This window comes from Pseudomonas sp. GM74, assembly GCF_000282455.1.
In the GTDB taxonomy this organism is placed as follows: domain Bacteria; phylum Pseudomonadota; class Gammaproteobacteria; order Pseudomonadales; family Pseudomonadaceae; genus Aquipseudomonas.
Map to the genome: position 1 here is coordinate 24,501 of NZ_AKJG01000074.1, position 23,925 is coordinate 48,425.

The following is a 23,925-nucleotide window of genomic DNA, read 5'->3' on the forward strand; positions in this document are numbered from 1 at the left end:
GGCAATTGTTCGTTACGAAGTTGGATCGCGGTCCCAGTACTTGAACAACGGCTCCGCCAGAAACAACACAAACAATAGCCGCATCACCTGCATCGCCGTCACCAGAGGCACCGACAGTTGCAGGGTTTCCGCCGTCAGGCTCATCTCGGCAATCCCGCCGGGCATCATGCCCAATGTCAGTGAACGCAGATCCAGATGGGTCAGCGCACTCAAACCCAAGGCCGCCGCCGTGGCGATCAACATGGTAAGCACCGTGCCGATCAAGGTACGCCCCATGAACGATGGTGCACGCCGGAAAAACTGCCGGTTGAAGTGACAGCCCAGACCGCTACCGATCAACCATTGGCCAATCTGGCTACCGCCATTGGGCAGACCGATGTGCAGATCCCAGCCGATGCTGACTGCCGCGCTGACCAGCAACGGCCCGAACAGCCAGGGGTTGGGTTGACGCAGGCGTTCCCAGATCCAGGCCGCCAGCGCGCCAGCAGGAAACAGCACCGCCAGCCAGCGCCAATCGATGCTGGCGGCGTGGGAAATCGGCGCTCCGTCGCCCAACAAGTACTTGAAGGCTGCCGGTACGCAGAGCACCACCACCAACACCCGCAAACTCTGCCCCGCCGCCACACGGCTGAGCACCGCACCATTGCGGGCGCCAAGGTTGACCATCTCCCCGGAACCACCGGGCATGCTGGAAAAGAACGCCGTGGCGCGATCTTCACCGGTACGGCGCATCAGCCACACGCCGACGACCGCCGACAGGCTGGTAACCAACGCACCGAAGAAGATCAGACCGAAATGACTGAGTACCTGCTCCATCACCACAGGAGTGAAATGCAGGCCGATACCGATACCGACGATCCACTGACCGCACTTGCGGCCGCCAGGGATTTCGGCCAATTGCCAGGGTGTCAGGCAGCGCACGAGGATGATCGCCAGCAACGAGCCGACCATCCACGGCAAAGGCCAGCCGACCTGGCTGGCGAGGTAACCGCCCAGCAGGCCGACCAGCGGGGTTCCCCACCAGGCTTTGAAAGGTGTTCGGTCAGACATCGGCGATGACGCGCCGGGTAACCGAACGTTTACGCCAGATGCGCACAATGGGCACCAGCAACATGACCACGATCAACCCCCAGACACCGACGGTGATACCGCTCGACCAGAGAATATCCAGCGAACCGTTGGAAATCGACAGCGCCCGACGCAGGTTCTGTTCCATCAAGCCACCGAGGATGAAACCCAGCAAAACCGGGGACAACGGGAAGTCCAGCTTGCGCAGGATGTAACCGAAGATACCGATGCCGATCATCAGGAACAGGTCGAAGGTCGTGGCATGCACGGCGTACACACCAATGGCGGTGATGATTGCGATCATCGGCACCAGCGCCCAGTTCGGTACGGCAAGGATTTTGGTGAAGATCCGGATCATCGGAATGTTGAGGATCACCAGCATGATGTTGGCGATGAACAACGAAGCGATCAGGCCCCAGACGATGTCCGGTTGCTGTTGAAACAGCAGTGGGCCCGGCGTGATGTTGTACAGCGACAACGCGCCGATCATCACGGCCGTGGTGCCTGAGCCTGGAACGCCAAGGGTCAGCATCGGCACCAGTGCACCGCACGCTTCTGCGCCAATGGCGGTTTCCGGTGCAGCCAGGCCACGCTTGTCGCCTTGTCCGAATTTTCCGCTTGGGCCGGCGATACGTTTCTCGGTCATGTAGGCCACGGCGCTGGCCAGTGTTGCGCCCGCACCCGGCAACACGCCCATGATGAAACCGAGCACGCCGCAACGCATGTTCACCCAGAACACCGAAGCGGCTTCCTTGAAGTTGAACAGCATCCGGCCGGTGGCCTGGAAAGCTTCCTGGCCACGGTGGGTTTTTTCCAGCAGCAGGAGGATTTCACTGATGGAAAACAGGCCCAGCACCAGCACCACGAATTGAATGCCGTCGGTGAGGTGGATGTTGTCCCCGGTGAAACGGTAAACGCCACTGTTGGCATCAATGCCGACGGTCGACAGGAACAGGCCGATCAGCGCCGCGATGAAGGTCTTGAGCGGCCGGTCACCCGCCATGCCGCCGAGGCAGACAATGGCGAAGACCATCAGTACGAAATACTCCGCCGGACCGAAGGCAATCGCCCATTTCGCCAGCATCGGCGCGAACACGACCATCCCGCAGGTCGCAATGAAGGCGCCGATGAACGAACTCCACGCCGACAACGACAACGCCACACCGGCCAGACCCTGGCGGGCCATCGGGTAGCCATCGAGGGTGGTCATGACGGTGGAAGCTTCGCCCGGGATGTTCAGCAGGATCGAACTGATACGACCGCCGTACTCGCAACCCAGGTAAACCGCGGCCAGCAGGATCAGCGCCGACTCCGGTGGCAGGCCGAGGGCGAAAGCGATCGGGATCAACAACGCCACGCCATTGATCGGACCCAGCCCCGGAAGCAGGCCGACGACTGTACCGATCAGCGTGCCGCTGAGTGCGGTCACCAGGTTGTAAGGGGTGAGTGCGACGCCGAAGCCGTGACTCAAGTAACCAAGCGTATCCATATCAGTTCTCCAGAACGTCGAGCAGGCCCAGAGGCAGTGGCACGTCCATGACTTTGTCGAACAGCAGGTACAGGCCGACGCTCATCAGGCTGATGATGATCGCGCCCGGCAGCCAGCGCCCGCCGTACAGGCGAGCCATTGGAATGCCAATCAGCATGCTGCTGAGGATGAAACCCAGCGGTTCGAACAGCCCGGCGAAGACCAGCAGCAACAGCACGCAAACACCAATTTTGCGCAATGTCTCGCGATCCATCGGCGGATCTTCATCGGTGTGCTTGATCGGCGAGGGGCGATACACCATGTAAACCAGCGCCAGGCCCATCAGCCCCAGCATCAACAGGGGGAATGCGCGTGGGCCGATCGGTTCGTAGGAAAAAGGTGCCTGGTAGGGCCAGGCCATCGCCACCAGGCTGAGGCAGGCCAGCAACAGCACCGAAGCAAAAATGCGTTGTAAGAGCATGAGGAACTCCTGTGCCGCGACTCCGCCAAACGGAGTCGCGGCCGCTAGACAGAGGCGATCACTGGATCAGGCCGAACTCTTTGGCCAGCACTTTGTAGTCCGCGACCTGCTTCTTCACATAGGTGTCCAGCTCCGGGCCGGTCATGGCGAACGGGAACAGTTCACGCTGATCACGCAGCTTGGCGAACTCGGGAGAGGCCAGCAGTTTGTCGAAGGAGTCTTTCCACCAGGCGTAGTCCTCATCGCTGACTTTTGGCCCGAGATAGAAGCCGCGCACCACCGGCCAGACGATGTCATAGCCTTGCTCGCGGGCGGTCGGAATGTCCTTCATTTCCGGCTCGTCCAGACGCTTGTCGGAGAACACCGCCAGCAGGCGCATGTCGCCACTCTGGATGTGCGGCATGGAGTCGGAGATGTCGGTGCTGCCGACCTGGATGTGGCCGCCGAGCAGGGCGGTGGCAATCTCGCCGCCACCTTCGAGGGCTACGTAACGCAGGTCACGGGGGTTGATCCCGGCAGCCTTGGCGATCAGCGCGGTTTGCATCCAGTCCTGGCTGCCGACGGTGCCGCCGGAACCAATCACCACTTTGCTCGGATCTTTCTTCAGTGCCTGCACGAGGTCGTCGAGGGTCTTATAGGGCGAATCGCTCTTCACCGCGATGGCGCCGTAGCTGGTGCCGACTGCAGCGAGCCAGCGCACGTTGGTTTCATCGAAACGACCGAACTTGCCCTGGGCCAGGTTCAACAGCGAACCGCTGGACCAGGCCACCAACGTACCGGCATCGGCCGGACGCTGGGCGACCACCGCGTTGTACGCCACCGCGCCGACACCGCCTGGCATGTAGGTGACGCGCATCGGTTTGGTCAGCAGTTTTTCGTTGACCAGCGCGCTTTGCGCCAGTTTGCAGGTCAGGTCAAAACCACCGCCGGGCGAGGCCGGGGCGATGCATTCCGGGCGTTTTGGCTCGGCCATGAGTTGGCCGGCGAACAGCACGCAGCTGGCGGCGAGGGCGAAACGGCGCATTGAGCGGTTCATTTTTTTCTCCACTGGAGTTTTTGTTTTTCGGGATGATTCAGGTGCGACGATTTCGCACGGTGCTGGCGCGTTCGAATCCGTACAGACTGAACGACGAGCAGCCGGCTTCGGCGCTGGCAAGCGTAAACATCGGGGAGCGAGAGAAGGGGCGGGACGGGTAGGCCTGGAGCTGTGTGGACAGCATGATGCAGTACCTCGGTTATTGTTCTTATTGACGAAAACGCTTCGAGGCGTTTTTCGGTAGTTACATGTCAAAGCACGCTTTCAAACTACGATTCGATGGTTGGCAGTCGAAACCATCCGTGGGCCGACTCTAACGCCCCAACCTTTCGCTAACCTTTCATCGGGCTTTCACGATTTTTCGGGCTTCACAGCGGCGGTTGCGGCTGTAAACTTCGCGCCAGAGAATGGCGTCGACCATCCCGGAATGAGGTAAAGATCCATGCGTGTCCTGCTCGTCGAAGACCATTTGCAGCTCGCCGAAAGTGTCGCCCAGGCGCTCAAGAGCACCGGGCTGACCGTGGACGTTCTGCACGATGGCGTGGCAGCCGACCTGGCGCTGGGCAGCGAGGAATACGCCATGGCGATCCTCGACGTCGGCTTGCCGCGCATGGATGGTTTCGAAGTGCTGGCGCGTTTGCGGGCGCGGGGCAAGAACCTGCCGGTGTTGATGCTGACCGCCCGCAGCGACGTCAAGGACAGGGTCCACGGCCTGAACCTCGGCGCCGACGACTACCTGGCCAAACCGTTCGAACTGACCGAACTCGAAGCCCGGGTCAAAGCCTTGTTACGCCGCAGTGTGCTGGGCGGTGAGCGCATTCAGCGTTGCGGTGTGCTGGCCTACGACCTGGAAACCCGGCGTTTTACCCTCGGCGAAGAGTTGCTGACCCTGACTTCCCGCGAGCAAGCCGTACTCGAAGCCCTGATCGCGCGCCCCGGTCGGGTGATGAGCAAGGAGCAACTGGCATCGCAAGTGTTCGGTCTTGATGAAGAGGCCAGCCCCGATGCGATCGAAATCTACGTGCACCGCCTGCGCAAGAAACTCGATGGCCAGCCGGTCGCCATCGTGACCTTCCGCGGCCTCGGTTACTTGCTGGAAAGCCGCGATGCATAAGCCCAGCAGCCTGCGCTGGCGGTTGCTGTGGAACCTGGCGCTGCTGCTGGTGGTGTTGATGCTGGCCAGTGGGTTGAGCGCCTACTGGAACGGTCGTGAAGCGGCCGACACGGCCTATGACCGGACCCTGTTGGCCTCGGCGCGAACCATTGCCGCCGGCGTCTCCCAGCGCGACGGCACCCTGAGTGCCGACGTGCCCTACGTGGCCCTCGATACGTTTGCCTACGACAGTGCCGGGCGAATTTTCTACCTGGTCAACGACATCAATCAGAAGCTGATTTCCGGTTACGAAAACCTGCCGGCGCCACCGCCGGGAACGCCGCGCACCGATGACTATCCGGCGCTGGCACGCTTCTACAACGCCCAATATCGCGGGCAGAACGTGCGCGTAGTGAGCCTGCTCAAACCGGTGAGCGAGCCGAACATGAACGGCATGGCGGAAATCCGCGTAGCGGAAACCGATGAGGCGCGGGTGAGCATGGCCCGCAGCCTGGCGACAGATACTTTGCTGCGCCTGGGCATGCTGGCGGGTGGTGCCTTGATGTTGGTGTGGTTCGCGGTGAGTGCCGCGTTGCGTCCGCTGGAACGCTTGCGCACGGCGGTGGAAGAGCGCCAGCCGGACGATCTGCGGCCCTTGCCGTTGGTGGAAGTGCAGCGCGAATTGTGGCCGCTGGTGCGCGCACTCAATCACTTTACCGAGCGCTTGCGCGGGCAGTTCGAGAAGCAGGCGCAATTCATCGCCGATGCCGCCCACGAACTGCGCACGCCGCTGGCGGCGCTCAAGGCACGCCTGGAACTGGGCATGCGCTCAGCCGAGCCCGAAACCTGGCGCAGCACGCTGGAGACCGCCGCCCAGGGCACTGATCGCTTGACCCATCTGGCCAATCAGCTGCTTTCCCTGGCACGGGTCGAAAACGGCGCCCGGGCGATTGCCGAAGGCGGCGCGCAGTTACTCGACCTGAGTCAATTGGCCCGGGAACTGGGCATGGCCATGGCGCCGTTGGCTCATAAGCGTGGTATCGCGCTGGCGCTGGAGGCGGATGAGCCGGTATGGCTGGGGGGCGAGCCGACGCTATTGAACGAACTACTGAGCAATCTGGTGGATAACGCGCTGGCTCACACGCCGCCGGGTGGCAACGTGATTCTGCGGGTCTCGGCGCCTGCCGTGCTGGAAGTCGAAGATGATGGCCCCGGCATTCCGCTTGAAGAACGCGATCGGGTATTCGAGCGCTTTTACCGACGCAATCAGCAAGTGGCAGGTTCCGGATTGGGTCTGGCGATTGTCGGTGAGATCTGCCGCGCGCATCTGGCGCAGATCAGCCTGCACGATGGTGAGCGGGCGGGGTTGAAGGTGCGGGTGAGCTTTGTTGCAGGGGATTGATGCGGCGTCTGTTCTGGCCTATTCGTCGGAACGCCGCCCGGAGCAAGCCCGCTCCCACATTGGATCTATGCAGCACCACAAATCCCTGTGGGAGCGGGCTTGCTCCGGGCGGCGTTCCGACGAAGGGGACGACGCGGTCTTTGATCAGTAAAACATCGACCGTGTTTCTTCCAGGTCGGCGCACATCGCCTCATCGTCGATGTCGATGCCAAGAGCATTGAAGGCCGGCACGCTCAACGGATCAATACGAGCGAACGGATGGTCGGTGTCCTTGTGGCAATACAGGCTGGCCACCTGCACCAGATCCACATAGTCGACCTGCGCCGACTGGCGTTTGAAATTCAGGTAGAGCTGCGGCACTTGCACCAGCATGTCGGGAAATTCCCAGACCTTGAGCAGTTTTTCGCCGATCAGCGGATGAATCCGGTCGATCACATGGTTGAGGCTGACCGGGTCGGACAGCAGTTCATAGTGATCTTCGGCGTAGGTCAGGATCGGCAGCACGCCGATCTGATGTACCAGCCCGCCAAGGGCAGCCTGGTCGGGCTTGAGCCGGGTGTAGCTGCGGCACAGGGCATAGCTGACGCCGGCGATTTCCAGGCTTTTGCGCCAGACTTCGCGCATTTTCTGTTCCACCACGTCGGAGCGGGCGTGGAAAATCTGCTCCATGACCAGGCCGATCGCCAGGTTACAGCTGTAGTTGATGCCCAGGCGGGTGATCGCGGTATGCAGGTCGGTCACTTCCTGGGCCGCGCGCAACAGCGGGCTGTTGACCACTTTGATCAGGCGTGCCGACAGCGCGGCATCACGGCCGATCACTTTGCTCAGGGTGCTGACGCTGACTTCCGGGTTTTCCGCGGCCTTGCGAATCTGCAGGGCCACTTCCGGTAACGTTGGCAGAACCAGGTCATCGTTATTGATGGCCTCAACCAAATCCTGTTGGACCTTTTCCGCCAGCTTGCTCATTTAATCTCTCTAGGTGTTGCGCCAAGTGCTGCCTTTATTGCTGGATTTCGCGATCGCGGTCCAGTTCATAAGGCAGGTCGAGCAGCTGCAAGGACGGCCCTTCGAGCGCGCCCAGGTGGATATCTCCACTTTCTGCTGCTTCGGCTTGCAACACAGCCAGGAGTTCAATGGTCTGTCCGGTGCGGGCAGCCAGCACCACTTCGCCGATGGAGCTGCCATGGGTCGGGGAAAACAGCGGGGTACCCGGTTCAGGCAGTTCGCCGGCAGCCAGTTGCAGGCGATACAGGCGGCGCTTGAGTTTGCCCAGGTACTGCATCCGCGCGACGATCTCCTGCCCGGTGTAGCAACCTTTCTTGAAGCTCACGCCACCGATCGCTTGCAGGTTGAGCATCTGCGGGATGAACAACTCGCGGGTGCCGGGCATGACCTGACCGATCCCTGCGCGGACCTGGCCCAGCAGCCATTGATTCAGATCGCCTTCGCTCAGTACTGCCGAAAGCTTGCCTTTGACCGCGTCGGCAAGAGCTGCGGCGACCCACAGTTCGGCGCGCTCAGGCGAGACACGGATGGCAATCAGCCCATCGTTGCGCACGACGCTGTCGGTTTCTGCCGGCAGGTCCAGGCCGATGCTGATCAGTGCGGCATCACCATGGTCAACGCCGAAGCGGACCCAGGCGGCACTTTCGTCGGTCAGTTTCGACTTGGAAAACACCGCGTATTTTTTCAGGTCCGCCAGTTGCGGTTCGAGCAATTCGCCGGCCATGGCCAGGACCACGCCGTCACCTTCGAGCAGGATGCGGAAACTCGATTGCATCCGGCCTTTTTGCGTGCAGCGCGCACCGAGGCTGGCCCGGGTATCGCTCAAGTAATTGAGGTTGCAGGTCAGTTGGCCTTGCAGGAATTTGCTGGCGTCCGCGCCGCGGACCGCGAGAACGCCTTCATGAGAAAGAGTGCAGAAAAAAGCAGAATCGGCCATGGGTCATCGCAGGGTAAAAAGTCTGGAGGACATCATAAGGGGCTACCTTGGAAATGGGTAGTTAACAAAGGTTCGTCGGTGCCCGACCAAAGCCGACTGTTCGACGGTGCGCGGGCCTGTATACTTGCGGCCTATTTGAGGAGCGCTCCATGGTCGAAGATGTTGAACTGAACCGCCTCTTTTGGCACAGCCGCCGTGGCATGCTTGAGCTTGACGTGTTGCTGGTGCCGTTCACGAAAGAGGTTTACGCAACGCTCAACGAAGTGGATCGCGCGTTGTACGTCCGACTGCTGACGTGTGAGGATCAGGACATGTTCGGCTGGTTCATGGAACGCAGCGAATCGGAAGATCCCGAGCTGCAACGCATGGTTCGCATGATCCTGGACCGTGTCCAGCCCAAGTAACGGATTCGAATGCCGCTGGCATGCCTCGCGGCAGTTGCTGGCGGCGTATCTCCTGGCCCAGCTGTTCGCGTTGGGTTCGTTGTTTTTGCTGTCAATTCCGGTCTGGGCCAGTTTGCTCGGTGTTTTTGGCTGTCTGCTGCATGGCTTTTGGGTGCTACCGCGTCAGATTTTGCTGACGCACCCACAGGCATTCTGCGGCTTGCGGCGTGATGCCGATGGCTGGCAGTTGTGGAGTCGGGCCGGGGGTTGGCAGCCCGTGCAACTGAGACCGGACAGCCTGGCGCTGCCATTGGTGGTGGTGCTGCGTTTTCGACTGCGTGACGAGCGCCGGGGCCGGGCCATTTGCGTACCCCGGGATGCGCAGGCGGCGGATGTGCACCGACGCCTGCGGGTCCGGCTCAAATTCAGCCGACGTAGGTGGGCGGCACCAGAATAGTGTCCAGAGCGACCGGCAACATGTCCGGGTAGTCGAGGGTGTAATGCAGGCCACGGCTTTCCTTGCGCTCCATGGCTGACAGAATCATCAGCTCGGCCACCTGGGCCAGGTTGCGCAACTCGATCAAATCCCGGCTGACCTTGTAGTTGCTGTAGAACTCGTCGATTTCATCCAGCAACAGTTGCACGCGGTGTTGCGCCCGTTGCAGACGCTTGTTGGTGCGCACGATGCCAACGTAGTCCCACATGAATCGCCGCAGTTCATCCCAGTTGTGCGCAATGATCACGTCTTCATCGGAATCGGTGACCTGGCTCGCATCCCAGACGGGAAGGGGGGCCGGCATCGGCACCCGGGGCAACTGTTCGAGAATGTCCGCGGCCGCCGAGCGGGCATAGACGAAACATTCCAGCAGCGAGTTGCTGGCCATGCGGTTGGCGCCATGCAGGCCGGTGAAACTGGTTTCGCCAATGGCGTACAGCCCCGGCACATCGGTACGACCCTGTTGATCGACCATCACGCCGCCACAGGTGTAGTGCGCTGCCGGGACCACCGGAATCGGTTGTTTGGTGATGTCGATGGAAAATTCCAGGCAGCGTTCGTACACCGTCGGGAAGTGCGCCTTGATGAAGGCTTCGGGCTTGTGGCTGATGTCCAGGTAGACGCAATCGACACCCAGTCGCTTCATTTCATGGTCGATGGCCCGGGCGACGATGTCCCGTGGCGCCAACTCGGCCCGTGGGTCGAAGCGTGGCATGAAGCGCTCGCCGTTGGGCAGTTTCAGGTGGGCGCCTTCGCCACGCAGGGCCTCGGTGACCAGGAAGCTCTTGGCTTGCGGGTGATACAGGCAAGTAGGGTGGAACTGGTTGAATTCCAGGTTCGCCACCCGGCAGCCCGAGCGCCAGGCCATGGCAATGCCATCGCCACAGGCGCCGTCAGGGTTACTGGTGTAGAGGTAAACCTTGGCCGCACCACCGGAGGCGAGGATCACAAAGCGGGCGCCGTAGGTGTCGACTTCGCCGGTGCCGCGATTGAGCACATAGGCGCCGAGGCAGCGATCACCTTCGAGTCCCAGGCGTTTCTCGGTGATCAGGTCAACCGCCACCCGCTGCTCCAGCAGTTCGATGTTCGGTCGTTTCCGGGCCTGGTCGAGCAGGGTGGTGAAAATGGCGGCGCCGGTGGCATCGGCGGCATGGATGATGCGCCGATGGCTGTGGCCGCCTTCGCGGGTGAGGTGGAACTCGAACCCGCCATCTTCGTTACTCGAGTGTTCATCGCGGGTAAAGGGCACGCCCTGGTCGATCAGCCATTGAATCGCTTCCCTGCTGTGCTCGACGGTAAAACGCACGGCGTCCTCATGGCACAGGCCGCCGCCTGCATTGAGGGTGTCATCGACATGGGATTCAACGGTGTCGGTGTCGTCCAGCACGGCCGCAACGCCGCCCTGGGCCCAGAACGTCGAGCCATTGGCGAGGTTGCCCTTGCTCAGAACGGCAATGCGCAAATGACCGGGCAAGGTCAGCGCAAGGCTCAAGCCGGCAGCACCGCTGCCAATTACCAGAACATCGTGTTGAAACTGTTGGCTCATTTCAGGATTCCGCTCAAAGCGACCCGGGTCGGGGTTGGCGCAGCTGGACTGTCGAGTCAATGCAAGCCGCACAGCCCACTAGTATATAGAGGGGGGGAGCGGCACAATACCCGAGCTGGCATGGCATTGTGAAACTACCGTGACGCAAAACACCGGTCGCTTCGTCGGATGTTTTTCTGCCCGTTGGGCGCGAGAATGACTGTATCGCCGATTTAACAGTCTTTTTCCCTTCACGGTTGCACAATGTCGGGTTGGCACGGCTATAAATATTTGGAACTTTTGCCAAAGGGCCAAGATCAATAGACGGATGCCTGAAACAAGGGACAGTGTCGGTTTCAGTGGGGATTGCAGTTCTGTCCTTGCTGAAGAATCCGATGACAAGATTATCCGCGCAGCCGGGTCAACTCGTGCTGCGCTTTTCGTGCGTGCCAAATCAGAGCCCGCAGGAAACTTGCCTGGAGGGGGAGAACTTTTGCGAAAAGCACGAGTCTATGTTTGCAAGTCTGGTGGTTTACTTCTGCAAGCCTCCTCCGAGCTCATCGAGGAGTGTTCATGCTAACCCAGGAAGAGGATCAGCAACTGGTCGAACGCGTTCAGCGCGGCGACAAGCGTGCTTTCGATCTGCTAGTGCTGAAATACCAGCACAAAATTCTCGGGTTGATCGTGCGTTTCGTGCACGACACCCATGAAGCCCAGGATGTGGCACAAGAAGCCTTTATCAAGGCATACCGTGCACTTGGAAATTTTCGCGGAGACAGCGCGTTTTATACGTGGCTTTACCGCATCGCCATCAACACGGCGAAAAACTATCTGGTTTCACGCGGCCGTCGGCCGCCGGATAGCGATGTCAGTTCCGAGGATGCAGAGTTCTACGATGGCGATCATGGCCTCAAGGATCTCGAGTCGCCAGAGCGGGCCTTGCTGCGGGATGAGATCGAAGGCACCGTCCATCGAACCATTCAGCAACTGCCGGAAGATTTGCGTACGGCTTTAACTTTACGTGAGTTTGATGGTCTGAGTTACGAGGACATTGCGAGTGTCATGCAATGTCCGGTAGGCACCGTGCGCTCCCGGATCTTCCGCGCCCGGGAGGCCATCGACAAAGCCCTGCAGCCGTTGTTGCAGGAAAACTAAAGACAGCGGCGACAGCCAAGAGAGGAACGCCATGAGTCGTGAAGCCCTGCAGGAATCGCTGTCCGCAGTGATGGATAACGAAGCGGACGAATTGGAATTGCGTCGGGTATTGAATGCCTGTGACGATGTTGAAACCCGTGAAACCTGGGCTCGTTACCAGATCGCTCGGGCAGTGATGCACAAGGATCTGCTGCTTCCACGCCTGGACATCGCCGCGGCTGTTTCTGCTGCCCTGGCTGACGAAGCCGTACCGGCAAAACCTTCCCGTGGTCCGTGGCGCAGCCTGGGTCGTCTGGCGGTCGCAGCTTCCGTGACCCTGGCGGTGCTGGCCGGTGTGCGTCTGTACAACCAGGATGAGATCGCCGGCGTCGAATTGGCCCAGCAATCCACTCAACCCGCGCTGGCCGCTCCTCAAGTAAAAGGCCCAGCCGTTCTGGCAGGCTACAATGAGAGTTCGGATGCTACCGGCCCAATGGCCAACGGCGTATTGCAAGGTCAGCCAGGCTGGCACGATCAGCGTCTGCCAGGTTACTTGCGCCAACACGCACAACAGGCTGCACTGAAAGGCACTGAGAGCGCTCTACCGTACGCTCGTGCCGCAAGTCTGGAAAACCGTTAAGGAGGATCATGCGCGCCATACCTCTACTTTCGCTTCTGCTCAGCGGCTGGTTCATCGTTCCAGCCCAAGCTGATGATGCCCAGGACTGGTTGACCCGCCTGGGCCAGGCAGAGCAGCAGCAAAGCTTTCAGGGTACTTTCGTCTACGAGCGTAACGGTAGTTTTTCTACCCATAACATCTGGCACCTGGTCCAGGATGGAAAGGTCCGAGAGCGATTGATCCAGCTCGACGGCTCCGCTCAGGAAGTCGTTCGCATTGATGGGCAAACCCAATGTGTCAGCGGCACACTGATCGCCGGGCTTGGGGACTCCCCGAACTCCGCTGCCCGTGCACTCGATCCTCAAAAGCTCAAGAATTGGTATGACCTCGCCGTCATCGGCAAGTCGCGTGTGGCCGGGCGTCCGGCGGTGATCGTATCGCTCAAACCCCGCGATCAGCACCGCTACGGCTTTGAACTGCATCTGGATAAAGAGACCGGCCTGCCTCTGAAGTCCTTGCTACTGGACGACAAGGGGCGGTTGCTGGAGCGCTTTCAGTTCACGCAACTGGATACCGCTGACGTTCCTTCCGAAAAAGACCTGCAGGCCAGTAATGATTGCAAGCCGGTCAACCTCGAGAGTGACAAGGCTTCTGCCGTCAAGTCTGCCCAGGTCTGGCGTTCCGACTGGTTGCCGCCCGGCTTCGAGTTGACCAGCAGCACCGCTCGCAAGGATCCGCAGACCAAGACCCAGGTCAACAGCCTGATGTATGACGATGGTCTGACGCGCTTTTCGGTATTCCTCGAGCCGTTGAATGGCGCAACAGTCACCGACACCCGTACTCAGTTGGGGCCGACCGTTGCGGTTTCCCGGCGCCTGGCCACGGCACAGGGCGACATGATGGTGACGGTCGTCGGCGAGATACCGGTCGGTACCGCTGAACGGATAGCGCTTTCGATGCGCACCGACACCACTGCAACCAAGCAGTGAGCTGAATTCGAAATGTTTCGTGAGCATTTCAATTTGCAAAAATCCCGGAAATTTCTTATAGGTCAGAGCCCCTCGGCTCTGGCCTTGTTTGTTGTTCCCGGAACAAAAATACCGGCGTATTGTTCCCGGTGTTCCTTGCTCCATATCGCTTAACCATGCTCGTCGTAACGGGAGCCGTATGTCGATACCTCGCTTGAAGTCCTACCTCTCCATTATTGCCACCGTGCTGGTGCTCGGTCAGGCGGTCACCGTCCAGGCGGTCGAATTGCCTGACTTTACGCAACTGGTCGAACAGGCCTCGCCTGCGGTCGTGAACATCAGTACCACGCAAAAGCTGCCGGACCGCAAAGTCAGCCAGCAAATGCCCGACCTCGAAGGCTTGCCGCCAATGCTGCGCGAATTCTTCGAACGGGGCATGCCGCCACAATCGCGCTCACCTCGTGACCGTCAGCGCGAGGCAACCTCCCTGGGCTCGGGTTTCATCATCTCTTCCGATGGCTATATCCTGACCAACAACCACGTGATCGCCGATGCTGACGAAATCCTCGTCCGCCTGGCCGATCGCAGCGAAATGAAAGCCAAGCTGATCGGTACCGATCCGCGTTCCGACGTGGCGCTGCTGAAAATCGAAGGCAAGGATCTACCGGTACTGAAGCTCGGTAAATCCCAGGACCTGAAGGCTGGCCAATGGGTTGTCGCGATCGGCTCGCCATTCGGCTTTGACCACACAGTGACCCAGGGCATCGTCAGTGCCGTTGGTCGCAGCCTGCCGAACGAAAACTATGTGCCGTTCATCCAGACCGACGTGCCGATCAATCCGGGTAACTCCGGTGGCCCGCTGTTCAACCTCAACGGGGAAGTGGTCGGGATCAACTCGCAGATCTATACCCGCTCCGGTGGCTTCATGGGCGTGTCGTTTGCAATCCCGATCGATGTGGCCATGGATGTTTCCAATCAGCTGAAATCCGGTGGCAAGGTCAGTCGTGGCTGGCTGGGCGTCGTGATTCAGGAAGTGAGCAAGGACCTGGCCGAGTCGTTCGGTCTGGAGAAACCGGCCGGTGCGCTGGTGGCCCAGATCCAGGATGATGGTCCGGCTGCCAAGGGTGGCCTGCAAGTGGGCGACGTGATCCTGAGCATGAACGGTCAGCCAATCGTGATGTCGGCCGACCTGCCACACCTTGTTGGCGCGTTGAAGGCTGGCACCAAGGCCGATCTGGAAGTGATTCGTGACGGCAAGCGCAAGAATGTCGAATTGACGGTCGGAGCGATTCCGGAAGAAGGCAAGGAGCTGGACGCGCTGCCAAAATCCGGCATCGAGCGCAGCAGCAATCGCCTCGGGGTTTCCGTGGTCGAGCTGACTGACGAGCAGAAGAAAACCTACGACCTCAAAGGTGGTGTGTTGATCAAGGAGGTGCAGGACGGTCCTGCCGCTCTGATCGGCTTGCAGCCGGGTGATGTGATCACCCACCTGAACAACCAGGCCATCGGTTCCACCAAGGAGTTCGCGGACATCGCCAAGGCGCTGCCAAAGAACCGCTCGGTGTCGATGCGGGTACTGCGTCAGGGGCGTGCCAGCTTCATCACCTTCAAGCTGGCTGAATAATCCGGTTGTTGGTTGAATAAAAAACCGCCTCGAAAGAGGCGGTTTTTTTGTGTCCGGACTTTTTGTCGTCGGGGCGTCAGCCCATCATGTCCTTGATCATGCGCTCCTGCTCCATCAGCTCGCGTTGTCGCGCGTCGATCCGCGAAGACAGCGGGAAGTTGCTGCCAGCCCTGCGTTTGGCGAAGTCCAGTTGCTGAATGGCCTGTTTGTAGTCGCCGACCAGTGCAAAGTATTCGGCGCGAGCCTGATGCAGGCCGATGATATTGCCCGACAGGCCGCGCGTTTCGGCAACCTGATACCACACGTCCGGATCATCCGGGCGCGACTTGAGCAGGCCTTCGAGGGCTTTCTCCGCATCCGCGGTACGGTTTTGCTTGAGCAGCAGGTCGACGCGCATCTGGTTCAGCGGGTAGTTGCCAGAGTATTGGCCCATCAACCGGTCAACCCGGGACTGGGCGTCCGCCAGGCGATTGTTGGTGATGTCCAGATCGACCTGAGCCAGGTTGTAGATAATTTCGTTGGGTGACTTGGCCAGCAACTGCTTGAGGTTTTCCCGTGCTTCGTTCAGTTGGCCGCCCTTGATCTGGGCGATCGCCAGGCCGTAGCGAGCCACGTCGTTTTTCGGGTTCTCGTCGAGCTGTGCGCGAAAGCGCTTGGCGCCAAGACCCGGGGTTTCTTCATAGATCAGCTGTACGCGTGCGCGGATCAGTTGGTAGCGCATGCTGTCTTCGATACCGCCCGCTGGAAACTGTTCGGCGCGGTTGCGGGTGTCGGCGATACGCGATTCGGTGACCGGGTGAGTCAGCAGAAATTCCGGTGGCTTGGCATCGTAGCGGTACTGACGCCCCAGACGCTCGAACATCGTTGGCATCGAGCGGGGATCGTAACCGGCCTTTTCCAGATTGAGGATGCCGATACGGTCGGCTTCCTGCTCGTTCTGGCGGGAGAATCGCCGCTGTTCCTGGATGGCTGCGGCCTGTGTGCCGGCAATGGCTGCAATCCCGGCGTCACCGCCACCTGCGGCTGCCAACACGATACCCGCCAGCAATGCAGCCATCATGGGTACTTGCATGCGTTGCTGTGCTTCGACGCCTCGGGCAAAGTGGCGTTGCGACAAGTGAGCCAATTCGTGCGCCAGTACTGAAGCGTATTCGCCTTCGGTCTGGGCGTAGAGGAACAAGCCGCCGTTCACCCCGACGATCCCGCCGGGTGCCGCAAAGGCGTTGAGCTGCGGGCTGTTGATCAGGATGAATTCCAGGCGCCGGTCTGTGACCTGGCTGGTCTCGACCAGTCGGTAAACGCTGGATTCCACGTAATTCTTGAGTTGCGGATCGTTGAGCTGCGAAACCTGACTGCGCAACATGGCCAGCCAGGCACGGCCGAGCTGGTATTCCTGTTGCGGTGAGACAATGGCAGAACTGGCGTCACCGAGTGACGGCAGGTCGTCGGCGAAGCCCGGTGAGGCGAGCAGGCAAGCGAGCGTCAGCAGGGTAGGGCGCAAAAATGTCATGCACAAAGCCTTAGTCGACAAAGACCTTACTGTAGCCGGACACCGACGTTGCGACCAGATATTCTAGGCAACTCAACCACCTGACCCGGAGTGATGCAATGACCGACGCTGTAGAGCATGACGTTGAACTGGACGCCAGTGGCCTGAATTGTCCGTTGCCGTTGCTCAAGGCCAAGATGGAGCTCAACCGGCTGGCCAGTGGTGCGGTACTCAAGGTCATCGCCACCGATGCGGGTTCGCAGCGCGACTTTCGCACCTTTGCCCGATTGGCCGGTCATACCCTGCTTCGTGAAGAAGATGATGCGGGTGTTTACCGCTACTGGTTGAAAAAAGCCTGAAATCGGCTGCGTTTGCTCCTAAGGATTATTGATGTTCAAAGTGTTACGCGACTGGATTCAGCGCTATTTTTCCGATGAAGAAGCGGTGGTGCTGGCTGTCCTGCTGTTTCTGGCATTCACCGTCGTACTGACCCTGGGCGGTATGCTGGCGCCGGTGCTCGCCGGCATGGTGCTGGCGTACCTGATGCAGGGGCTGGTGGTGGCCCTTGAGCGCCTGCGCGTGCCGGGCTGGGCAGCGGTGGGGCTGGTTTTTGCGTTGTTCATGGGGTTGTTGCTGGTATTCATCGTGGTTGTCGTGCCGTTGCTGTGGCACCAACTGATCACGTTGTTCAACGAGTTGCCCGGCATGCTTGCCAAGTGGCAGTCGATATTGCTGTTGCTGCCCGAGCGCTATCCTCACCTGGTATCGGATGAGCAAGTACTGCGGGCCATCGAAGTGGCGCGGGGCGAAATCGGCAAGTTTGGTCAGTGGGCGCTCACGTTCTCGCTGTCGAGCCTGCCATTGCTGGTGAACATCATGATCTACCTGGTGCTGGTGCCGATCCTGGTGTTCTTCTTTCTCAAGGATCGGGCCATGATCGGCCAGTGGGTGCGTGGATACCTGCCCCGTGAGCGGGCGTTGATCACTCGGGTCGCCCATGACATGAACCGGCAGATCGCCAACTATATTCGCGGCAAAGTCATCGAAATCTTCATTTGCGGAGGCGTGACCTACATCGCCTTCGTTGTCCTTGAGCTCAACTATGCGGCGCTGCTGGCCCTGCTGGTGGGGATTTCGGTGGTGGTGCCTTATGTCGGCGCCGTGGTGGTGACCGTGCCTGTGTTTCTGATTGCGCTGTTCCAGTGGGGCTGGAGCGATCAGTTCATATACTTGATGGCGGTCTACGGGATCATTCAGACGCTGGATGGCAATGTGCTGGTGCCATTGCTGTTCTCGGAGGCGGTGAACCTGCACCCGGTGGTTATCATCTGCGCAGTGCTGTTGTTTGGCGGGTTGTGGGGATTCTGGGGGGTGTTCTTCGCGATTCCCCTGGCGACGCTGTTCAAGGCCGTGCTGGACGCCTGGCCGCGCAAGGAGCCGGAGGTGGCGCCGCTGCTTTAATTCTTCGGTGAGGCTGATGGCCTCTTCGCCGGCAAGCCCGCTCCCACAGTTGACCGAGTTGTTCAGGCGAACAAGGTCCAATGTGGGAGCGGGCTCGCCCGCGAAAACGTCCGGATAGGCGCTATATGAATCAGGCTTTGTCGAGGGCCTGAGCCGCCGCCAAAACGGCATCGACATGCCCTGGCACCTTCACACCACGCCACTCCTGGCGCAGCACGCCATTCTTGTCGATCAGGAAGGTGCTGCGATCCACGCCCATGTATTCCTTGCCATAGAGCTTTTTCAGCTTGATCACGTCGAACAGTTGGCAGATGGCTTCGTCCTTGTCGCTGATCAGCTCAAAGGGGAATTCCTGTTTGCACTTGAAGTTCTCGTGGGATTTCAGGCTGTCGCGAGACACGCCGAACACTTCGGTGTTGGCGGCTTTGAACGCAGCGTACTGATCACGAAAGCCTTGCCCCTCGGTGGTGCAGCCCGGGGTGCTGTCCTTGGGGTAGAAGTAGATCACCACTTGCTTGCCCTTCAGGCCCGCCAGGCTGACGGTCTGCCCGCTGGTGGCGGGGGCTTGGAAATCGGCAACCGGTTGGTCGATGGCAACGGCCATGAAAGCTTCCTTACATTGGGTTCTGTGGGCGCCAGGGTTCGATCAGGGCATCGAGGTTCAGCGCGTCGGCAAAATCCAGGAACTGATCGCGCAGCCAGCTGATTTGCACGCCGGCCGGCAAGGTCACGGTAAACGTGGCGTTGAGCATGGTGCCGCCGGTCTGCGGAGCCTGGTAGGTGTCGCAGGTCAGGTTTTCCAGCTCGACATTGTGGTCCATGAAGAACTGGCACAGCTCGTTGATGATGTCCGAGCGGTAGGCCGAGCTGACATAAGCGACGTACGGCAGGGCCTGGGGGCGGTTTTCCAGGGCTGCGCTGCGCACCACGTTGACCGTGAACGCATGCCGCTTGGCCAAAACCGGCAGGCTGCCTTCCAGGCGTGCCAGGGCATCCCAGCTACCGGAGATTTCCAGTACCAGGGCACTGCATTCGCCATGGCGGGTCAGGCGAGAGGTGACAACGGCGCAGCGGTTTTCATGGCTGGCGCGGCACAGGACGTTGGTCAGCTCCATGGGGTTGGCGCCGAGGGCACTGATAACAAGGAATTGTTCGCGAACTGTGGGGGTGGACATGCAGCATTCCTAAAGCGATGAGCGGTCGGTACGTCCAGAAGGCGTTTTGCCGGGAGCGAGCCTGCGGATGCGAATTCAGAAAACCCCGGAAGGCAGGTTGCGACGTGCTCCAGCAGGGCGGGAGCGAGAGGCGGCAACGCTGGATCAGGGCTTGTGATGCCGAAAATGGAGGCTGAAACCCGACGCACGAGCTTGTCTGTACCGATCAAAGTCTGAAGGGTAGCGAAAACCGGCGCCAAGGGGAATGGCGGCAGCACAGTACTTCGCTTGTGCAAGCATCTTGGCGCCAGTACCATTACGGCTCTCTTTTTCCGGCAGGAGCGGTTTCATGATTGCGGGCAGTATGGTGGCACTGGTCACACCCATGGATGCACAGGGGCGTCTTGACTGGGACAGCCTCAGCAAACTCGTGGACTTCCACCTTGAAAACGGCACCCATGCCATTGTCGCCGTCGGCACCACCGGCGAATCGGCAACCCTCGACGTCAACGAGCACATCGCAGTCATCCGTGCCGTGGTCAAGCAGGTCAACGGTCGTATTCCGGTGATCGCCGGTACCGGGGCCAATTCGACCCGCGAAGCCGTCGAACTGACCCGTAATGCCAAGGAAGCCGGCGCCGATGCCTGCCTGCTGGTAGTGCCGTACTACAACAAGCCGACCCAGGAAGGCCTGTACCTGCACTTCAAGCACATCGCCGAATCGGTCGACATCCCGCAGATTCTCTATAACGTTCCCGGCCGCACCTCCTGCGACATGCAGGCCGAAACCGTGATCCGCCTGTCCACCGTGCCGAACATCATCGGTATCAAGGAAGCGACCGGCGACCTCAAGCGCGCCAAGGCCATCCTCGACGGCGTAAGCAAGGACTTCATCGTCCTTTCCGGCGATGATCCGACCGCGGTCGAGCTGATCCTGATGGGCGGCAAGGGCAACATCTCCGTCACCGCCAACGTCGCGCCGCGTGAAATGGCCGATCTGTGCGAGGCCGCCCTCAAGGGTGATGCCGAGACTGCACGGGCAATCAACGAAAAACTGATGCCGCTGCACAAGGACCTGTTCATCGAAGCCAACCCGATTCCGGTTAAGTGGGCTTTGGTTGAAATGGGCCTGATGCACGAAGGCATTCGCCTGCCGTTGACCTGGCTGAGCACACCTTGTCACGAAACGCTGCGCACGGCCCTGCGCCAGTGCGGCGTCCTGGTTTAATTGAGGAAGTACAACGCATGAAGCGAATGGCCGGACTTTCCGCACTTGCCTTGATTATCTCCAGCACCAGTGGCTGTGGATGGATCTGGGGCCCGGAAGGTTATTTCCGTGACCGTGGTAGCGATTACCTGGAAGCGCAACAGACTGCACCGATGCAAATACCGCAGGATATCCATACCGCCAAGCGTCTGGATCCGCTGTTGCCGATCCCGCGCAACGTGGCCGATGACACCGCCAAGGGCGAATACATCGTTCCTCGGCCGCAACCGCTGACCGCGGGTGCCGACGCCAGTGCCTACTCCCTGCAGAAGAGCGGCGGCACCAGCTCCATCCTGGCGCAGAATCCGCCGGCTGAAATCTGGCCCGTGGCCGTTCAGTTCTTCCAGGACAACGGTTTCCGTCTGGATGAGCAGCGTCCGCAAACCGGCGAGTTCACTACGACCTGGCAGCATTCCGACGAACTGTCCGCGGCCATGGCCAAGCGCCTGGGCGCGGCCGGCGTCAGCACGGACAGCGAAACCCGCGTGCGGGTGCGCATCGAGCCGGGCGTGCAGCGCAACACCAGTGAAGTCTACGTGGTCAGCGCCGAGCGTCCTGCCGGCAGCACCGCCGACGTGGCCTTCACCAACCGTTCGGTCAACACTGGCCTGGACGCGGCACTGGTCGACGACATGCTCGCGAGCATGAGCCGTATCTCCGAGAAGGGCGGTTCGGTCTCCATGCTGGCTTCCCGTGATTTCGACGCGCCAAGTCGTGTCAGCCTCAGTGAGGACGGCAGCGGCAACCCTGTGCTGAACGTCGGCACCGACCTGGATCGTGCATGGTCGAGCGTTGGTCGTGCACTGGAGCAAGGCGAATGGCGTGTTGAAGACATCAACCGCAGCCTGGGCCTGTACTACATCAACCTGGCCGAAAAAGCCGAGAGCAAAGACGACAAGCCAGGCTTCTTCAGCAGCCTGTTCGGCAGCGCGCCGAGCAAGGAAGAGCGTGAAGCCCGTGCCGAGCGTTATCAGGTTCGCCTGAGCAAGGTTGGCGAGAACGTCCAGGTTACGGTCGAGAAAAACATCAACACCGTGGCGCCGGCAGATGTGGCGCGTAAAGTGTTGAGCGTGATTCAGGACAACCTGGGCTGATCACATGCGTTTTGCCGTTCTCGGCAGCGGTAGCCAAGGGAACGGCACGCTGATAGCCAGCGCTGATACGTACGTATTGGTGGATTGTGGTTTTTCCCTGCGGGAAACCGAAAAACGCCTGCTGCGCCTGGGTGTGAGCCCTGCGCAGCTGAGCGCGATACTCGTGACCCACGAACATGCCGACCACGTGCATGGCGTGGGTTTGCTGTCTCGGCGCTACAATCTGCCTGTCTACCTCAGTCGCGGGACCTTGCGCGGGATGCGCAAACCGATTGAACCCGCAGGCTTTCTGGCCGGCGGCGAGCAGTTGCAAATCGGCGACTTGAGCATCGGTGTCATTGCCGTGGCCCACGATGCACAGGAACCGACGCAATATGTGTTCAGTGACGGTTTGCGGCGCTTCGGCCTGTTGACCGACCTGGGTTCGTATTGTGACAAGGTGCTGGACGGCTATCGGGATCTCGATGCGTTGATGATCGAGTCCAATCACTGCCGTGACATGCTGGCTCGCGGTCATTACCCGTACTTTCTCAAGCAACGGGTGGGCGGTGAACTGGGACATCTGAATAACCACCAGGCGGCATTCCTGGTGGCCGAGCTGGGCTGGAAAGACCTGCAGCACCTGGTCCTGGCCCATCTGAGCAGCAAGAACAACCTGCCGCGGCTGGCCCGGCAATGTTTTGTCGACACCCTCGGGTGCGACCCGGACTGGCTGCAACTGGCCGATCAAGATTCAGGGCTCGACTGGCGTCACATCGCCTAGCCCATCTACTTAGCAAGCGGAGCCCATCATGGAAAAACGTGAAGAACTCTACCGCGGCAAAGCCAAGTCGGTTTACAAGACCGACGACGCTAACCGTTTGATCCTGCTGTTTCGCAACGACACCTCGGCGTTCGATGGCAAGCGTATCGAACAGCTCGACCGCAAAGGCATGGTGAACAACAAGTTCAACGCCTTCATCATGCAGAAGCTCGAAGCGGCTGGCGTGCCGACCCAATTCGACAAATTGCTGGGCGACAACGAATGCCTGGTGAAGAAGCTCGACATGATCCCGGTCGAGTGCGTCGTGCGTAACTACGCCGCCGGCAGCCTGGTCAAGCGTCTGGGTGTCGAAGAGGGCATGAAACTCAACCCTTACACCTTCGAACTGTTCCTGAAAGACGACGCCAAGGGCGACCCGTTCATCAACGAATCCCACGTCGTGGCCTTTGGTTGGGGCACCGCCGAGCAACTGGTTCGCATGAAAGAGCTGTCGCTCAAGGTCAACGAAGTCCTGAGCAAGCTGTTCGACGACGCTGGCCTGCTGCTGGTCGACTTCAAGCTGGAGTTCGGCGTGTTCCACGATGGCTCCATCGTGCTGGGCGATGAATTCAGTCCGGATGGCTGCCGTCTGTGGGACAAGGCCACCGGCAAGAAAATGGACAAGGACCGCTTCCGTCAGGGCCTCGGTGACGTCATCGAAGCCTACGAAGAAGTCGCCAATCGTCTGGGCGTACCGCTTTAACCGACGCAAGCATCTGATAGCACAGAAATATTTCGCTTAGGGGGTTCGCTTCCTGCGAAAGTGTTGTTATGATGCGCGCCGTTGGAGAGATGCCAGAGTGGCCGAATGGGACGGATTCGAAATCCGTTGTACCTTCACCGGTACCTAGGGTTCGAATCCCTATCTCTCCGCCATTATTGAACAAGACTAAGCCCCTGAAACGGTTAAACGTTTCAGGGGCTTTTTCGTTTCTGTCGTATTGATCGAGGGCATTTCGTGCTCCGGCATTTTTGGCGCGATACCCGTCATGCTCTTGGGGGCCCTGAGTATCCATTTGCCGTAGGGCTTTCTCATCATTGTTGTATCTATATATCCAGGTGACGTGGTTTGGGTTCGCTGCTGTCCCGGTGCTTTATATAGATGCTGGAGGTTCTCGTGGTGGCAACCCGGGCGCTTTGGTGAGGGAGAAGAATTTTCAGGTGGGGGGTTGACCACGGTTTTTAATGCTGTACTATTCGCCTCCCGCTAACGAGCAGTTTGATGTGGCTCTTGGTTTAAGTAATTGATTTTGTTGAGAAATCAGAAACTTTTAAGGTTGCAAATTGAAAAGATGCGCTGTAGAATGCGCGCCTCGGTTGAGACGAAAGATCTTAACCAACCGCTCTTTAACAACTGAATCAAGCAATTCGTGTGGGTGCTTGTGGAGTCAGACTGCTAGTCAACAGATTATCAGCATC

General features: G+C 59.8%; 24 protein-coding genes and 1 tRNA gene. 15 read left to right on the forward strand and 10 right to left on the reverse strand.

What is annotated here, in order from left to right:
• Positions 1–12: 12 nt before the first annotated feature.
• Genes PMI34_RS12025 through PMI34_RS12010 form a run of 4 tightly spaced genes read right to left on the reverse strand, consistent with a single transcriptional unit; the run spans position 13 to position 4,053 of the window.
• Positions 13–1,050 carry an AbrB family transcriptional regulator gene (locus PMI34_RS12025; protein WP_008050723.1) on the reverse strand — a complete coding sequence of 346 codons (1,038 nt, stop codon included), beginning with the start codon at positions 1,048–1,050 and terminating at the stop codon, positions 13–15.
• The gene (locus PMI34_RS12020; RefSeq protein ID WP_008050724.1) at positions 1,043–2,557 is read right to left on the reverse strand and encodes a tripartite tricarboxylate transporter permease; all 1,515 of its coding nucleotides are present in this window, start codon (positions 2,555–2,557) and stop codon (positions 1,043–1,045) included. The genes PMI34_RS12025 and PMI34_RS12020 overlap by 8 nt, the downstream gene beginning before the upstream one ends.
• Before the next feature lies 1 nt (position 2,558).
• The gene (locus PMI34_RS12015) at positions 2,559–3,017 is read right to left on the reverse strand and encodes a tripartite tricarboxylate transporter TctB family protein (RefSeq protein WP_008050725.1); all 459 of its coding nucleotides are present in this window, start codon (positions 3,015–3,017) and stop codon (positions 2,559–2,561) included.
• 58 nt (positions 3,018–3,075) lie between these two features.
• A complete protein-coding gene (locus PMI34_RS12010) occupies positions 3,076–4,053 on the reverse strand; it encodes a Bug family tripartite tricarboxylate transporter substrate binding protein (protein WP_008050726.1) in 978 nt (325 codons plus the stop codon).
• A gap of 442 nt (positions 4,054–4,495) precedes the next feature.
• On the opposite strand from PMI34_RS12010, the gene PMI34_RS12005 reads away from it, so the two are divergent.
• Both PMI34_RS12005 and PMI34_RS12000 read left to right on the forward strand, forming a co-directional pair.
• The gene (locus PMI34_RS12005) at positions 4,496–5,167 is read left to right on the forward strand and encodes a response regulator (protein ID WP_007979804.1); all 672 of its coding nucleotides are present in this window, start codon (positions 4,496–4,498) and stop codon (positions 5,165–5,167) included.
• Positions 5,160–6,548: a sensor histidine kinase gene (locus tag PMI34_RS12000; RefSeq protein WP_008050730.1), complete on the forward strand. Its 1,389-nt coding sequence runs from the start codon at positions 5,160–5,162 to the stop codon at positions 6,546–6,548. Before PMI34_RS12005 ends, PMI34_RS12000 begins: the two co-directional genes overlap by 8 nt.
• 144 nt (positions 6,549–6,692) lie before the next feature.
• Here PMI34_RS12000 and PMI34_RS11995 read toward each other — a convergent pair whose 3' ends face one another.
• Entirely contained in the window at positions 6,693–7,514 is an 822-nt protein-coding gene (locus PMI34_RS11995; protein WP_008050731.1) for an HDOD domain-containing protein, read from the reverse strand.
• Positions 7,515–7,548: 34 nt separating this feature from the next.
• Positions 7,549–8,490, reverse strand: coding sequence for a CAF17-like 4Fe-4S cluster assembly/insertion protein YgfZ (gene ygfZ, locus PMI34_RS11990; RefSeq protein ID WP_008050732.1), 942 nt, complete (start codon positions 8,488–8,490; stop codon positions 7,549–7,551).
• A 149-nt stretch (positions 8,491–8,639) separates the two neighbouring features.
• Here ygfZ and PMI34_RS11985 point away from each other — a divergent pair, with 149 nt between their 5' ends.
• Positions 8,640–8,894 carry an FAD assembly factor SdhE gene (locus PMI34_RS11985; protein ID WP_007979797.1) on the forward strand — a complete coding sequence of 85 codons (255 nt, stop codon included), beginning with the start codon at positions 8,640–8,642 and terminating at the stop codon, positions 8,892–8,894.
• Positions 8,878–9,330 (forward strand): protein YgfX, encoded by a 453-nt coding sequence (locus PMI34_RS0127330; RefSeq protein WP_032829712.1) that lies wholly within the window; start codon positions 8,878–8,880, stop codon positions 9,328–9,330. The genes PMI34_RS11985 and PMI34_RS0127330 overlap by 17 nt, the downstream gene beginning before the upstream one ends.
• On the opposite strand, the gene nadB is transcribed toward PMI34_RS0127330, so the two are convergent.
• Positions 9,299–10,915, reverse strand: a complete 1,617-nt coding sequence (gene nadB / locus PMI34_RS11980) for an L-aspartate oxidase (RefSeq protein WP_008050737.1) — start codon at positions 10,913–10,915, stop codon at positions 9,299–9,301. The two genes, PMI34_RS0127330 and nadB, sit on opposite strands and share 32 nt — an antisense overlap.
• 552 nt (positions 10,916–11,467) lie before the next feature.
• Here nadB and rpoE point away from each other — a divergent pair.
• The 4 genes from rpoE to PMI34_RS11960 all read left to right on the forward strand — a co-directional run bounded on the left by rpoE (position 11,468) and on the right by PMI34_RS11960 (position 15,239).
• Positions 11,468–12,049 carry an RNA polymerase sigma factor RpoE gene (gene rpoE, locus PMI34_RS11975; protein ID WP_003172477.1) on the forward strand — a complete coding sequence of 194 codons (582 nt, stop codon included), beginning with the start codon at positions 11,468–11,470 and terminating at the stop codon, positions 12,047–12,049.
• Between the two features lie 31 nt (positions 12,050–12,080).
• Entirely contained in the window at positions 12,081–12,668 is a 588-nt protein-coding gene (locus PMI34_RS11970; protein WP_008050741.1) for a sigma-E factor negative regulatory protein, read from the forward strand.
• 8 nt (positions 12,669–12,676) lie between these two features.
• Complete coding sequence (locus PMI34_RS11965) at positions 12,677–13,636, forward strand: MucB/RseB C-terminal domain-containing protein (protein ID WP_008050742.1); 960 nt, start codon at positions 12,677–12,679, stop codon at positions 13,634–13,636.
• Positions 13,637–13,814: 178 nt separating this feature from the next.
• Positions 13,815–15,239 (forward strand): DegQ family serine endoprotease, encoded by a 1,425-nt coding sequence (locus tag PMI34_RS11960; protein ID WP_008050744.1) that lies wholly within the window; start codon positions 13,815–13,817, stop codon positions 15,237–15,239.
• 76 nt (positions 15,240–15,315) lie between these two features.
• On the opposite strand, the gene PMI34_RS11955 is transcribed toward PMI34_RS11960, so the two are convergent.
• Entirely contained in the window at positions 15,316–16,749 is a 1,434-nt protein-coding gene (locus tag PMI34_RS11955; protein ID WP_008050746.1) for a M48 family metalloprotease, read from the reverse strand.
• Between the two features lie 98 nt (positions 16,750–16,847).
• Between PMI34_RS11955 and PMI34_RS11950 the strand changes: the two genes are divergently transcribed.
• Positions 16,848–17,087 (forward strand): sulfurtransferase TusA family protein, encoded by a 240-nt coding sequence (locus PMI34_RS11950; RefSeq protein ID WP_007996208.1) that lies wholly within the window; start codon positions 16,848–16,850, stop codon positions 17,085–17,087.
• Between the two features lie 31 nt (positions 17,088–17,118).
• Complete coding sequence (locus tag PMI34_RS11945; RefSeq protein WP_008050747.1) at positions 17,119–18,189, forward strand: AI-2E family transporter; 1,071 nt, start codon at positions 17,119–17,121, stop codon at positions 18,187–18,189.
• 130 nt (positions 18,190–18,319) lie between these two features.
• On the opposite strand, the gene PMI34_RS11940 is transcribed toward PMI34_RS11945, so the two are convergent.
• Positions 18,320–18,793, reverse strand: coding sequence for a peroxiredoxin (locus PMI34_RS11940; protein WP_008050748.1), 474 nt, complete (start codon positions 18,791–18,793; stop codon positions 18,320–18,322).
• Between the two features lie 10 nt (positions 18,794–18,803).
• Positions 18,804–19,364, reverse strand: a complete 561-nt coding sequence (locus tag PMI34_RS11935; protein ID WP_007979776.1) for a glycine cleavage system protein R — start codon at positions 19,362–19,364, stop codon at positions 18,804–18,806.
• A 328-nt stretch (positions 19,365–19,692) separates the two neighbouring features.
• Here PMI34_RS11935 and dapA point away from each other — a divergent pair, with 328 nt between their 5' ends.
• The 5 genes from dapA (at position 19,693) to PMI34_RS11910 (ending at position 23,382) form a co-directional block, all read left to right on the forward strand.
• Positions 19,693–20,571 (forward strand): 4-hydroxy-tetrahydrodipicolinate synthase, encoded by an 879-nt coding sequence (gene dapA / locus PMI34_RS11930; protein ID WP_008050749.1) that lies wholly within the window; start codon positions 19,693–19,695, stop codon positions 20,569–20,571.
• A 17-nt stretch (positions 20,572–20,588) separates the two neighbouring features.
• Positions 20,589–21,704: an outer membrane protein assembly factor BamC gene (bamC, locus tag PMI34_RS11925; protein ID WP_008050751.1), complete on the forward strand. Its 1,116-nt coding sequence runs from the start codon at positions 20,589–20,591 to the stop codon at positions 21,702–21,704.
• 4 nt (positions 21,705–21,708) lie between these two features.
• Complete coding sequence (locus PMI34_RS11920) at positions 21,709–22,467, forward strand: MBL fold metallo-hydrolase (RefSeq protein WP_008050753.1); 759 nt, start codon at positions 21,709–21,711, stop codon at positions 22,465–22,467.
• Between the two features lie 28 nt (positions 22,468–22,495).
• Positions 22,496–23,209 (forward strand): phosphoribosylaminoimidazolesuccinocarboxamide synthase, encoded by a 714-nt coding sequence (gene purC, locus PMI34_RS11915; protein WP_007944067.1) that lies wholly within the window; start codon positions 22,496–22,498, stop codon positions 23,207–23,209.
• 83 nt (positions 23,210–23,292) lie between these two features.
• Positions 23,293–23,382 (forward strand) — tRNA-Ser (locus PMI34_RS11910).
• Positions 23,383–23,925 lie beyond the last annotated feature (543 nt).

Coding starts and splice junctions, on each gene's coding strand:
- PMI34_RS12025 (WP_008050723.1), bottom strand. CDS start 1,050: ATGTCTGACCGAACACCTTTCAAAGCCTGGTGGGGAACCCCGCTGGTC.
- PMI34_RS12020 (WP_008050724.1), bottom strand. CDS start 2,557: ATGGATACGCTTGGTTACTTGAGTCACGGCTTCGGCGTCGCACTCACC.
- PMI34_RS12015 (WP_008050725.1), bottom strand. CDS start 3,017: ATGCTCTTACAACGCATTTTTGCTTCGGTGCTGTTGCTGGCCTGCCTC.
- PMI34_RS12010 (WP_008050726.1), bottom strand. CDS start 4,053: ATGAACCGCTCAATGCGCCGTTTCGCCCTCGCCGCCAGCTGCGTGCTG.
- PMI34_RS12005 (WP_007979804.1), top strand. CDS start 4,496: ATGCGTGTCCTGCTCGTCGAAGACCATTTGCAGCTCGCCGAAAGTGTC.
- PMI34_RS12000 (WP_008050730.1), top strand. CDS start 5,160: ATGCATAAGCCCAGCAGCCTGCGCTGGCGGTTGCTGTGGAACCTGGCG.
- PMI34_RS11995 (WP_008050731.1), bottom strand. CDS start 7,514: ATGAGCAAGCTGGCGGAAAAGGTCCAACAGGATTTGGTTGAGGCCATC.
- ygfZ (WP_008050732.1), bottom strand. CDS start 8,490: ATGGCCGATTCTGCTTTTTTCTGCACTCTTTCTCATGAAGGCGTTCTC.
- PMI34_RS11985 (WP_007979797.1), top strand. CDS start 8,640: ATGGTCGAAGATGTTGAACTGAACCGCCTCTTTTGGCACAGCCGCCGT.
- nadB (WP_008050737.1), bottom strand. CDS start 10,915: ATGAGCCAACAGTTTCAACACGATGTTCTGGTAATTGGCAGCGGTGCT.
- rpoE (WP_003172477.1), top strand. CDS start 11,468: ATGCTAACCCAGGAAGAGGATCAGCAACTGGTCGAACGCGTTCAGCGC.
- PMI34_RS11970 (WP_008050741.1), top strand. CDS start 12,081: ATGAGTCGTGAAGCCCTGCAGGAATCGCTGTCCGCAGTGATGGATAAC.
- PMI34_RS11965 (WP_008050742.1), top strand. CDS start 12,677: ATGCGCGCCATACCTCTACTTTCGCTTCTGCTCAGCGGCTGGTTCATC.
- PMI34_RS11960 (WP_008050744.1), top strand. CDS start 13,815: ATGTCGATACCTCGCTTGAAGTCCTACCTCTCCATTATTGCCACCGTG.
- PMI34_RS11955 (WP_008050746.1), bottom strand. CDS start 16,749: ATGACATTTTTGCGCCCTACCCTGCTGACGCTCGCTTGCCTGCTCGCC.
- PMI34_RS11950 (WP_007996208.1), top strand. CDS start 16,848: ATGACCGACGCTGTAGAGCATGACGTTGAACTGGACGCCAGTGGCCTG.
- PMI34_RS11945 (WP_008050747.1), top strand. CDS start 17,119: ATGTTCAAAGTGTTACGCGACTGGATTCAGCGCTATTTTTCCGATGAA.
- PMI34_RS11940 (WP_008050748.1), bottom strand. CDS start 18,793: ATGGCCGTTGCCATCGACCAACCGGTTGCCGATTTCCAAGCCCCCGCC.
- PMI34_RS11935 (WP_007979776.1), bottom strand. CDS start 19,364: ATGTCCACCCCCACAGTTCGCGAACAATTCCTTGTTATCAGTGCCCTC.
- dapA (WP_008050749.1), top strand. CDS start 19,693: ATGATTGCGGGCAGTATGGTGGCACTGGTCACACCCATGGATGCACAG.
- bamC (WP_008050751.1), top strand. CDS start 20,589: ATGAAGCGAATGGCCGGACTTTCCGCACTTGCCTTGATTATCTCCAGC.
- PMI34_RS11920 (WP_008050753.1), top strand. CDS start 21,709: ATGCGTTTTGCCGTTCTCGGCAGCGGTAGCCAAGGGAACGGCACGCTG.
- purC (WP_007944067.1), top strand. CDS start 22,496: ATGGAAAAACGTGAAGAACTCTACCGCGGCAAAGCCAAGTCGGTTTAC.